Annotated in this window: 10 protein-coding genes; 4 read left to right on the plus strand and 6 right to left on the minus strand. The window is 39.4% G+C overall.

The annotated features are described in order from the left end of the window. Positions 1-38 precede the first annotated feature (38 nt). Both QNI15_RS16505 and QNI15_RS16510 read right to left on the minus strand, forming a co-directional pair. A complete protein-coding gene (locus QNI15_RS16505; RefSeq protein WP_313996845.1) occupies positions 39-458 on the minus strand; it encodes a hypothetical protein in 420 nt (139 codons plus the stop codon). A 98-nt stretch (positions 459-556) separates the two neighbouring features. Continuing rightward, complete coding sequence (locus QNI15_RS16510; protein ID WP_314032639.1) at positions 557-2,986, minus strand: DUF5723 family protein; 2,430 nt, start codon at positions 2,984-2,986, stop codon at positions 557-559. Positions 2,987-3,226: 240 nt separating this feature from the next. On the opposite strand from QNI15_RS16510, the gene QNI15_RS16515 reads away from it, so the two are divergent. Next, positions 3,227-6,121 carry a tetratricopeptide repeat protein gene (locus QNI15_RS16515; protein ID WP_313996840.1) on the plus strand — a complete coding sequence of 965 codons (2,895 nt, stop codon included), beginning with the start codon at positions 3,227-3,229 and terminating at the stop codon, positions 6,119-6,121. A 57-nt stretch (positions 6,122-6,178) separates the two neighbouring features. Here the strand turns inward: QNI15_RS16515 and QNI15_RS16520 are convergent, their stop codons facing one another. After that, the gene (locus QNI15_RS16520; protein WP_313996838.1) at positions 6,179-6,622 is read right to left on the minus strand and encodes a hypothetical protein; all 444 of its coding nucleotides are present in this window, start codon (positions 6,620-6,622) and stop codon (positions 6,179-6,181) included. Positions 6,623-6,694: 72 nt separating this feature from the next. Next, positions 6,695-7,357, minus strand: a complete 663-nt coding sequence (gene ung, locus QNI15_RS16525) for a uracil-DNA glycosylase (RefSeq protein WP_313984338.1) — start codon at positions 7,355-7,357, stop codon at positions 6,695-6,697. Positions 7,358-7,532: 175 nt separating this feature from the next. On the opposite strand from ung, the gene apaG reads away from it, so the two are divergent. Then, positions 7,533-7,919 (plus strand): Co2+/Mg2+ efflux protein ApaG, encoded by a 387-nt coding sequence (gene apaG / locus QNI15_RS16530; RefSeq protein WP_313984341.1) that lies wholly within the window; start codon positions 7,533-7,535, stop codon positions 7,917-7,919. Between the two features lie 65 nt (positions 7,920-7,984). Then, complete coding sequence (locus QNI15_RS16535) at positions 7,985-8,758, plus strand: O-methyltransferase (protein WP_314032640.1); 774 nt, start codon at positions 7,985-7,987, stop codon at positions 8,756-8,758. On the opposite strand, the gene QNI15_RS16540 is transcribed toward QNI15_RS16535, so the two are convergent. Beyond that, on the minus strand, positions 8,759-9,541 hold the full coding sequence (locus QNI15_RS16540) for a hypothetical protein (RefSeq protein ID WP_313984347.1): 783 nt from the start codon (positions 9,539-9,541) through the stop codon (positions 8,759-8,761). 163 nt (positions 9,542-9,704) lie between these two features. On the opposite strand from QNI15_RS16540, the gene galK reads away from it, so the two are divergent. Then, positions 9,705-10,862, plus strand: a complete 1,158-nt coding sequence (gene galK, locus QNI15_RS16545) for a galactokinase (RefSeq protein ID WP_314032641.1) — start codon at positions 9,705-9,707, stop codon at positions 10,860-10,862. A 216-nt stretch (positions 10,863-11,078) separates the two neighbouring features. Here galK and QNI15_RS16550 read toward each other — a convergent pair whose 3' ends face one another. Beyond that, on the minus strand, positions 11,079-11,489 hold the full coding sequence (locus QNI15_RS16550) for a transposase family protein (protein WP_314032643.1): 411 nt from the start codon (positions 11,487-11,489) through the stop codon (positions 11,079-11,081). Positions 11,490-12,003: the final 514 nt, after the last annotated feature.

Consider the following 12,003-nt stretch of genomic DNA (forward strand, 5'->3'; position numbering starts at 1 on the left):
CCTTCTCGTTCCTATTAGATTTTATTTTCGTTAACTCATTATTGATTAGCCAAGCATATAGTTATAGGCAAAGAGTATAGAGCAGCTACATTTGTACCATTGCATTGAGCAGGTATCCAGTTGGGCATTTTTGCCATTCCCTGCAACACATCTTTGTCCATTACAGAATACTCTTGAGTCATTTTATTGACAATTCGCAAACATTCTATCTTGCCTGTCTCTGCAACAATAAATGATAGAAAAACTCTTGACTGTGAGCCATTATTTTCTTTACTGGGTCGAATATTTTTCTGTATAAACTGTCCCAACTCAGCGACGCCACCTGGAAATTCAGGAAACTTATCAGGAAATGTACACACAGAGATATGACAAGTCTCATCCAAAGTCATTATACATTTTCTATCCCGCTGAACTTTGGAAGTTTGTGCATATCCTACAGTTCCTATAATTATAGTCACCGATAGAACTACTAAACAAGTAAAAAACATCTTCATAGTCCTATATATACATAAACTGAATGAGAGGCAAGAAGGCTTCTTACCTCTCATTCAATTTATCACTTAATAATTTTCATTTCAACCCGGCGATTACGCTGACGTCCTTCAGGAGTGGCATTGCTAACTACAGGCTTACGAGAGCCAAAACCCTCTGTAATAACTTGATCAGCTTTTACACCTTTGCGAGTCAGGTATTTTTTCACTGCTTCCGCACGAGCCTTACTCAGTTTGAGGTTGGTGGCTGCATTTCCCACATTGTCTGTGTGACCAGATACCAGCATCCGGTAAGTAGACTTACTGATCAGCAGGTCGGCCAGTTCATCCAGACTTTGGTAAGAAGCTACCTTGATAACAGATTTGCCTGTTTCAAATTCCAGATTATCGAATGCTTCATTCAATACAGCCTGCTCTTCCTGTGTTAACTTAATTTCTACCCGTGTTGGATCAGCAGGCTTTGCTTCTACCGGACAACCTGCATTCTGAGGAGAACCATAGGTATCCGGACAACGATCATCTTTGTCCGGTACAGTGTCTCCATCCCGATCCGGACAGCCATTGAAACGAGGCGTTCCAGCCTGATCCGGACAAGCATCATCCGGATTGGCAATGTTGTCTCCATCTGTATCAGCACATCCGTTAAACTTACTTTGCCCTTTTTCATTTGGACAACGGTCATCTTTGTCAGGAATACCATCCTCATCCGTATCCGGACACCCTTTCAAAGCTGCAGGCCCTTTCAATAACGGGCATTCATCCTCTCTATCTATTACACCATCAGAATCAGAATCCGGACAACCTCCATTTTTCTCCAAACCAGCCTCATCCGGGCAACGATCCTGAGAATCCATGATCCTGTCGCCATCCCGATCCGGACAACCACCCATTTCCTTACTACCGGGCTCTGTAGGACATTTATCCACTTTATCTTCAATGCCATCTCCATCTGTATCAGGACATCCTTTAAATTCCCATACACCCGGAAAATTCGGACAGATATCCAGCTTATCAGAAACACCATCATTGTCCTTGTCTTTTTTCTTATGATGCAAACCTGCAATGATAATCCCTGCATACACATCCATTCCGTACGGGCGTCCTAGATTGACCAATCCAGTTAAATTGTCTGACCCAATAAAAAAGAATGAACCTACCCGCATCATGGCTCCTACTGTAACCTGTTGGTAGTCATTTACCAACGCCAGTGGCAATGCAAACTCAAAATGTTTTGTTTCAAAACGTGGGGTAACAGCAAACTGAGAATTGTATCGCATTCCTATCGCCTTTCTGGTCCGCAGCGACTGAATCCAAGCAGCATTTACGTATAGCTTGTCTTTTATCTTATAATCAAAGTTCAGATGCAAAGCTGTAGGTAACTTGGTCCGGAATCCATTTTTCTGGTCACCACTACCCACGGCAAGTCCTCGATTCAATACGGGGTAAAAATTATCCAGTGTAGAATTTTCCAGCTCCTGTTGTGATAAATCTACATCTGTCCGTCTAATAGCATAGGAGGCAGATGCAGTAGAATCATTGTAATTGGTATTGTATCGAAGCCCTCCAATATCGATAAGAGAAATACCTATACGATATTTGTATTTATTTTGTAATCCATCCAGTTCATCCTTCCCATCCATCTTATAGCGATACTTCTCTACATCCGGTCTATACTCATAGGTAAATCCAATATCTGCACCTAAGCCTTTTCCATTTTTTGTCTTCCATAAGGCTGCATCTGCAAATTCATCTACAGGAGGGTAACCTTCCGCCTGGCTATAGTGATAACCAATATCTGTATTGATGACATGTAGCACCGGTTCATTATTTACAGTAGAGAACTGCGACTGAAGTGTATTGGAATACAGACTGGATGAATAAATTCCCTGAAGATATTTAAGTGTAATACCACCTTTCAGGTAATGTTTTCCTTCCGACCATATTTCACGGGCATATGTCAGACCCGTTTCCCGAAACATATTGGTATTAATCCGTAACAAGCTCCCATTGCTTAGTAAGCTTAACAGAGTCAGATTGTTATTTTTAAAATCTTCTGCTACAAAGGAGGTTAGATTGGTAACCTCAAAACTCCCCCGCATTCTGTTAGTTACCGCAATGCTATGCCTGGAGCTTAGCTTAATCATTAAAGAAGGAAGGTATATGTTAGCTCGGATGTTAAACATCTTCGTATGATTATTATTGGCATCTGTATAATACTCTGGCTGTAGATTATAGGGTTCTTTAAACCGTTCAATACCTAGCTTCAGCAATGAATAGGGCGAGTCGTATCTGTAATAGTTATTAGTTATACTTCCCTGCACTGTAACCAGATTGAGATGAAAACCGTAACGGGAATCTGCAATAGAGGAAGGATTCAGATAGACACCATTTACACCTGCATAATTACTATTGGAGATTCCAAGTAGCTGTTGTGCCCACGAGCAGTTGACTGTGATACAAAAAATAAAAATGAGGAACGGTACTTTTTTTAACATATTGGTATGCAACAAGTAATCTGTAGGTTGAAAAATATTTTATTCCGAAGACTCTATGAATGAACGAGTAAGGTAATGATTAGTTCTATTTTATATGGTAACGTAAGCACAAAGAAATTGTCAGGTATACTATTTTGTATACTTTTGATCATTATCCGGTATATCTGCAATCAAAGGCTGTTTTATTTCCAGCATACTTTCTGAATGAAGGTATACAAGAAACCATTTACATAACCAGGTATGAAGTATTTATTCTATATACTCCTTATTCCCTTTTATTTATTTTCGGTCTGTTCTACAGCTCAGACTAAGCTGAGTGTCAAAGAAACCGGCGAAATCAGTTATCAGGCCAAGAATGCAATAAGCGAACTAGAGCAATTGCTCAACTTTGTAACTTTCTCTGACAATGCCCCTAACGAACTGGCAGATGTAATTGAGAAAAGTTATACTCCCAACGCCCGCAACCAGATCTTCTATGATAAAACAGTTGTCATAGAAGATGATACTGATCCCGACTTCCATCTGAATAAGACCAAAGATCTACCTGTAGATAAATACATTCATACTCTCGATATCTACTATAGCAAGAGTATTGATCCTTCCATTATTTTTTCTAATATCCGGGTTTCTGATGTAAAAAAGAAAGATTATTATTATGTAAAACTCGTATTTGACTGTGAATTCAAAGGCCAGAACACAAAAAAAAGTTCTCCCTACAAACTTCAGACACGCCAGGCAACCATCCGGGCTGAGAAAAATGGCAACCGATGGAAAGCCTTTATTTATGGCATTACGTTTTACGATCCCAGGAAACCATTTGATACAAAAGAGAACAATGTCATTGTAATCGGCGGTGAAGATCAACCCATTGTGTTGGGCAATAAAGAAGCTTCTGATAACCAGATTGCAGTCAAAGAAGCTGTAGACAAAGTAGCACTGGCACGTGCAGAAGAAGAAAAAAAGGCAAAAGAAGCAGCCTATAATGACGCTATACGTATTGCCAATACAGCCATGGAAAACAATGATTATCAGACTGCCTTAGATGCCTATCACAAAGCCATTGAATACAATAGTTTTGCACCTTTGCCTCGTCTTCAGATTCAGAAAATTGAACGGGATTTCAAGAATCGATTAGAATCTCTAATTCAAACAGCAGAAGGCTATCAAAAGAGTCGCAGTTACGACGATGCGTTAACTTATTATAGAAAAGCACTTGAAGCTCAACCTGAAGCATCAGCCCGTATTCAACCACAAATCACGTTGCTTACCAATCGTCTCAGTGAAATTGTACCAATACGTACCAAAATAGAGACGGGTCATGTTGCAGAAGCCATTAGCGATTGTGATGAATTGATCCGTCAGAAAAACAAACAGAAAATAATTAAAGACTATCCGGATTTGTATCTGTTGCGCGCACAATGTTATGTTCGGTCTTCCCAACGTAATGCATACACCAAAGCACTGGATGACTTTTCGGAAGCCATTACACTAGATCCTCTGTATCTGGATGCCTACCTGACTCGTGCAACTTATTATGAAAATCGCAAAGAGCTAGACAAAGCAGTGATTGACTATGACTATATTACCACCCGGATCTTGCCTAATGAAGCCAAATATTATCTAAAAAAAGCACGTCTCAAAGAGCAAATAGGATTGACCAAACAAGCTGTAGCAGATTACGATAAGGCAATTCAGCTTGCACCAAATAATCCGTTGTATCATTTGCAAAAAGGAATGCTTGAATACCGAAATCATGATCTGGAGGCAGCCCGACGCAGCTATTCACAAGCACTCAATCTCAACGTAACCTATACAGAAGCTTACTATCAACGGGGTATTGCATTTGCCGATCAGCAAAAAATTGAAGAAGCAGCAGCAGATTTTCGAAAAGCACAAAAACTGGGAGGGGCAGATAGTCTCACCGTACGTTTTCTACGAGCAAAAAGTAATGAATATCATAATATAGGTGCTACAGCCCTTCGTAACCGCGATACCAAAAAATCAGATAACATGTTTACACTGGCATTGGCATTAGATCCCAACAATAACAGTGTCTGGATTTCCCGTGGTGATTCCTATTATGAAAAAAAGGACTATAAAAAGGCTCTGGAATATTACAATACAGCCACTCTGGCCAATAGCCGTAACAGTGAAGGGTACTATAAAAAAGGACTTGCTCTGATGCAATTAAAACAAAATAAAGAAGCCCTTGCAAACTTTAATACTGCCCTGCAATACAACAACACCTATCTGGATGTATATAAAAGTATAGGGGATGTTCTTTTAGCTATGAATCAGATTACTCAGGCTACTGCTAATTATCAGCGGTTGATAGAAGTGCTTTTACCTGTTTATCAGAATCAGCAGAAAAAAATGCAGGTAGATGCTTCTCTCAAACAAAATCTGGCAGAGTTGTATGCAGAGGTGGCTAAATGCCAAAATCAGTTACAGGCCTATGCAAATGCCGTACAAAGTGCAGACCAGTCCCTTACTTACGATCCATTATATGCAGAAGCTTATTATCAGCGAGGTATTGCCTACCAGGCCTTAAAACAATATACGAATGCCGCAGAAGCCTTGAGTAGAGCAGTGCGACAAAAACCCAATTACTTACCTTACCAATATACCTATGGGATGTCAGCCTTAAAGGCAGAGAAATACAATGATGCTATTGCCGCATTTACACAGGTTCTGGCACTGGATAATGAACAATCCATTAAAGACACACGTTACCTGCGGGGCGTTAGCTTTTATCATCAAAACAAAATAGAAGAAGCACTACAGGATTTTATCCTTTACGCTGTAAAAAATCCCAATGAGGTTAATCCTAAGTTTTACACTTACTATGGTCTGGCCCATTTGCATAAAAAACAAACCAATGCAGCGGCCAAACATTTACAGAAAGCTTATAGTCTGAATAAAATGGATGGATTTGTATTATTGGGGATGGCCTGTCTGGCATCTGAACAAAATAAACCACAGGAAGCGATTCAGTGGATGAAGAAGGCATTTCAGAGCCGTAAATTGGAATATGCTGCTTTACGAAAAGAAGAGGATCTGCTTCGGTCAGTTCGTACAGGATCGACCTACGCTGAATATGTAAAACTAAAAAAAATGTATTTTCCGAATAGCTAGTAAAATCAAAAGCATTCTACTCCAATAACTAATTCTGGAGTAGAATGCTTTTCGAAGTTATAGCTTATACCCATTGGCTCCACAACTGGTAGTTCCGCCAAAATCATACTCAAAGTTAATCTCAATGATACTTCCATCTGTAAGGGTACCTGATCCAGAAACTGTGGCAGAGGAAGTTTGCCCCTTTAAACGAACACTTTGAGAGGATATAGTCAAAATGTTACCGGATATAGTAGCAATAATTTCATCTCCAAATGGTTCAACATTAGACAACAAAACTTCACTATTGGACGATCCTTCTGTAATTCTCAGCGTATAGGAATCTTGAGAACTGCCACATTTCTGTTGGATAGTGTAGTTACCGATAAATGCTTTTCTGGAATTCAGCACTTCTTCATCCAGCAGATTACAGCTATACATAAATAGCAATCCTACCATCAGAAGACGATAGCGGTGGTTTCGAATAAAAGATCTTACAGGAGTTAAATTTTTGTTTTCCATGTATACAATATACTATTAAATTGAGGGTTGTTTTTGGTCTCATCATTTTACGAGACCAAAAACAATGCCATTTTACCAATCTATCTCCTTCTTGCCATGCTCTTTTAAATAGGCATTGGCCTGACTGAAGTGTTTACAGCCAAAGAAACCTTTATCAGCAGCAAACGGTGATGGGTGAGCAGCTTTTAACACCAGGTGTTTGGAAGCATCTATAATGGCTCCTTTTTTCTGTGCGTAAGCTCCCCATAAAAGAAACACAAGATTTTCTTTCTGGTCTGAAAGAGCTTTTATAGCAGCATCTGTAAATTCTTCCCACCCTTTTTTCTGATGCGATCCGGCAGTATTAGCCCGTACAGTCAATGTAGCGTTCAGCAATAATACGCCTTGCTCTGCCCAACGTGTTAGATTACCTGATTTAGGAATAGGCTTTCCCAAATCATCTCTTATTTCTTTATAGATGTTATGTAAAGAAGGCGGAGTTGTAACACCATCATTTACAGAAAATGAAAGTCCATGAGCCTGCCCTGCACCATGATACGGATCTTGTCCCAATAGCACTACCTCTACTTTATCAAATGGGGTAGCTTCAAATGCATAAAATATTTTGTTTCCAGCAGGATAAATAGTATGGTTAGTATATTCATCCTTTACAAAGTTAGTCAGCTTTGTAAAATAGGGTTTTGTAAATTCAGCTTCTAAGTGGCTCTTCCAGGAAGGCTCAAGTTTAACGTCCATAGGTCAAATAATTAAAAATAAAGGGTAAAGTAATATATCTTAATAAACACCCGAAAATAGTATCTTTTTTGTTGTGAGAAACTATAGCGAAGAGTTTTTAGGATGGAGATTTACGAAAATAAAAACAAATGCGTATATTTAACCGTTTTTGAAGTAAATACGAAACAATAGAAATATGGTTACTGAAATTACGGAAGGTGTAAAAGTTACGGTAGCAACCGAATACCAACCTGAATATTCAAGCCCGGCTCAGGAGCATTATGTGTTTACCTACAAAATCAGTATCGAAAATTGTAGCGAATACACAGTACAATTGCTTCGCCGTCACTGGCATATTCATGATTCCAACGGATCTATCCGCGAGGTAGAAGGAGAAGGAGTAATTGGTCTGCAACCAGTATTAGAGCCAGGAGAGACTCATGAATATGTATCTGGTTGTAATCTAAAAACCAATATTGGTAAAATGAAAGGAACGTATCTGATGGAACGAATTGTAGATGGCAAACAATTCCGGGTTCGTATTCCTGAATTTACGATGGTAGTCCCCTATCGTCTGAACTAGGTATAAATGCTAAAATTTAATTTATTTGCACCTCAAATTAGTTAGCATTTAATTTATTCTCTGTTTTGATTTTTTTACGATATCTGCAATTCTGGTTACGTTCCGGGAATGCGCATGCCATTCATTCTCCATTTGTCTTTCAGCTTTACAATCAGGTTATACGCAATACCAAACCCTATTACTGTTTTGAAACGCTGGAAGACTCCAGAATGGATCTTCTGACTTCTCAGGAAAGTATCACAATCAAAGATTTTGGAGCAGGATCAAGAGTAAATACCTCTAAGCAGCGTAAAATCAGAGATTTAGCCCATCATTCAGAGAAATCTCCCAATCTGGCCCAGTTGCTATTTCGATTAGTTAACTATTTCCAACCTGCTACTATTTTTGATCTGGGTACTTGTTTAGGTACTACTACACTCTATCTGGCTCACGGATATAAACATGCTCAACTATATACATTTGAGGGAGATCCGGGTCTGGCAAACTTAGCCCGGCAACGGTTCGAAAAATTCCATTGCTCTCACATTCGATCTGTAGTTGGGAACATTGATGTGACTCTAGAAGAAGCGCTGAAAGAAATTGACAGGCTGGATTTTGTTTTCTTTGATGCGAATCATCGAAAAGAACCTACCTTACGTTATTTTGAGCAATGTCTGCGTAAATCGGACGAGAATTCAGTATTTGTCTTCGATGACATCTATTGGTCAGAAGAAATGCAGCAGGCCTGGCAACAGATCAAGAAACATCCATCTGTTACACTTACAGTTGATTTATTTTACATCGGGATTGTTTTCTTTAGAAAGAAACAACCTGTGCAACATTTTACGCTTCGAAGCTGATCAGGCTTTTTTACGCATAATGGTTATTTCGCCTTCATAATTGAAATAATAATTGCCATCTAACTGTAGCAAGGTCTTTACGTAGGTTTGCAAAGAGATTGCTTTTTCAGTCCAGTCTATGTTGTTATCCAATAGCAGATAACTCAATGCCTGTATCATATCTTCAGCACGTTGTGTATAGATTTCTACAGGAAATAAGTAGTGCTCTGTGGTATAATGCTTATTAATCTGCTCAAAAAGCATCTGTGACTCCTGAGACGGTGTACAGGACAAGAATTCGAGTAATTGCTTATAATTATTCTGAGGACGATTCTGCAAAAAAAGTAAAGCTCCTCCTACTTCCAGAGAGCCATAATAATGATTTAAAAAAGCCATGCGTTGGTGATTCCGTTCTTCAGGAGTTTCCAGCCATGCCCCCAAAGATTGCAATAAATGAGAAATCACAATCAGATCTGTACGACCAATTAATTTAAAATCATCTGGCTCTATCTGACAAGCAACTATCTTAGGTTCCTGAGCCGTGATCTCTGCTAGTAAGTTAGCATCTTCTTCAACAGCTACTAATGCTGAAAAGAATTTTGCCAGATGCAATACCAGAAATGACTCACGACATCCAATTATTACACTACTACGTTGTTGGGGCAAACTTCTCAATACATAATTCTCAAGAGCAGCTACCGTGTTCCGTTCAACATTGCTAAAAGCATAAAAGCTATCCCGTAATGCAGTCAGATTTACTCCTGCATCTGTGGCAGCCGGTTCAGAATTAGGGGACAATTGCATGTAAGTCCAATTTAGTAAGCGGTTTAAATTCAAATATCTCTTAAATCTGCTTAAAAATCAAGTATCTAGCCCATCTAAGCTTTTATTTACACTTTAAAACATCTTTTTCTTTGATTAAGCCCTTCTCACAGGTTAAGTTTGCAGTCTAAGGAAATAAAACTTTATGAACATACCATTACATATTTCTCAGATACACGAATCCCGCTTCAACCAGAAGCCACTCATTGTACGTTCGCCAGGTCGTATAAATCTTATTGGAGAACATACCGATTATAATAATGGATTTGTTTTACCTGCCGCAACAGACAAAGCTGTTTATATCACACTCAGTGCCAGTACTGATGCTACCTGCCATTGGTTTGCAGCAGATTTTTCGGATGAATTTACAACTACACTGGATGTGTTACAGCCATCTCCCAAAAACTGGCCAAATTATTTGTTGGGTATCGTAGAACAGTTTCAAAAAATGGGACACTCAATTCCTGCCTTTAACTGTGTCGTTAGTGGAGATGTTCCGGCAGGTGGCGGTATGTCATCTTCTGCAGCATTGGAATGTGCTACAGGCTGGGGACTCGCGAATCTATTCAATATTCCGTTAGATAAGCTAACCTTGACCCGCATGGCACAACGATCTGAAAATGAGTTTGTGGGGCTACAGTGCGGTATTATGGATATGTTCGCCAGTGCCTTCGGAAAACATAATGAGGTAATCCGTCTGGATTGTCGCTCCCTTGCCTACGAATACTTTCCATTAGAGTTAGGAGATTATCAAATAGTATTGTTTGATACAGGAGTAAAACATTCGTTGGCGTCTAGTGAGTACAATACCCGACGTCAGGAATGTGAAGCAGGCGTTGCCCTTCTCCAAACGTTGGAATCAGATATCCATAGCCTGCGTGATGTATCAGAAGAGATGCTGCTTACTCATCAGAGAAAGTTTGATCCACTTATTTTTGTTCGTTGTCTGTATGTAGTTCAGGAAAATGAACGTTTGCTGGCAGCTTGTGAAGACTTGAAGCGTGGTGATCTGGAGACATTTGGACAGCGTATGTATGGCTCACATAATGGATTACGGGACATGTATGAAGTAAGTTGTAAGGAACTGGACTATCTGGTTTCCTTTACTACTACCGAAAAAAGTGTATTGGGAGCCCGAATGATGGGTGGTGGTTTTGGAGGTTGCACCATTAATATTATAAAAGCAGACGCTGTAGATGATCTGTTTGAACGTATTCAGAAAGCATATAAAATCGCAATGGGTCTTGATCTGAAAATGTATAAGGTAAGTATTGAGGATGGGACAAGCATCCTTTCTATATAGAACCTAAAAACAGGCTTTAGAATATATATTCTAAAGCCTGTTTTTGCATTGTATTTCTTATTTAGAAAGCTGTTTAAACTTTTTGTTTTTGCTTGATTTTGCGTAAGCAAATGATGAAGAAAGCGATAAAATGTAAACTCATCCAATTGTTAACAGAGCATTCAAACCGAATCACTAATGATTTAAAACCATCTAGCCAGGCATTGGCATGTTCAATCACAGTCCTATCTCGATACAGCTCATCTCTCGACACAGCTTATCGTCATATATATATGTCCCAGTTTGTTTGTTTTCTGTGCCAGCGTTTTGCCTCATTGAGCTTCTTGGATTAGGCTTCACATTGGCGATGATTTCTTGCTTTTGGCAAGCGAAGTAAAACTCTACTGAATCAAAAGCGGGGTCTGCATTCAAAAATAAACCTTCCAAATTGATACTCGCTTGTTTTAATAGAAAACAAATCTGTTCAAACAGTAGCTGAATTTGGAAAAGATCATGATGTTGCCCTTCCTGTGGAGTGGACATAGCCAACATTACCCCTTGACTATCTGAAACAAAGAGTATATTGGTAGTTTTAGCCGCTTTTCTACCTTGATACCCCAGCTGATAGATCGGATACGTTTGAGGCACTTCTTATTAGATTCCTTTTGTTTTTCAGTTGCTGTCAGAATTGACTGGGCGAATTTAGGTAGATGTTTTTGGGCCTGGTGGATTCGGATTGTAAATAGAATTGTAAACTTTGTAAATAAATCCCTGACACAGTGCCTGAAAGCCTGAACCTGCTGGCCACAGTACCCGCCTTTCTGACCGGGTTGGCTTGGCCGATCTTAATCACCGTGGCTTGCTCCGCTTTTACCGTAGGCGACAGTAACGGATTTTGATCTGGCCAGACGGGAGGTTGTGATCAGATCCGTTTCTGGAACCTACCCTTTGCTTGGAAGTGCTTCGACATCGTGTCCTTTTTGAGATTATATACTTCATATCTTAACAGGTATGACTATAATCATCAGACTTGCCATTTCTGTATCTCCCTGTTGATCCTTATGATGAGACATACTGTTCAAAATACAGTTATACAAATTAATATATTGAAAGTGCGGTTATGGTTCTTGGATATGATACCATTTAATCTTTACCTTGCACT

The organism is Xanthocytophaga flava (assembly GCF_030068545.1).
Lineage (GTDB): Bacteria > Bacteroidota > Bacteroidia > Cytophagales > 172606-1 > Xanthocytophaga > Xanthocytophaga flava.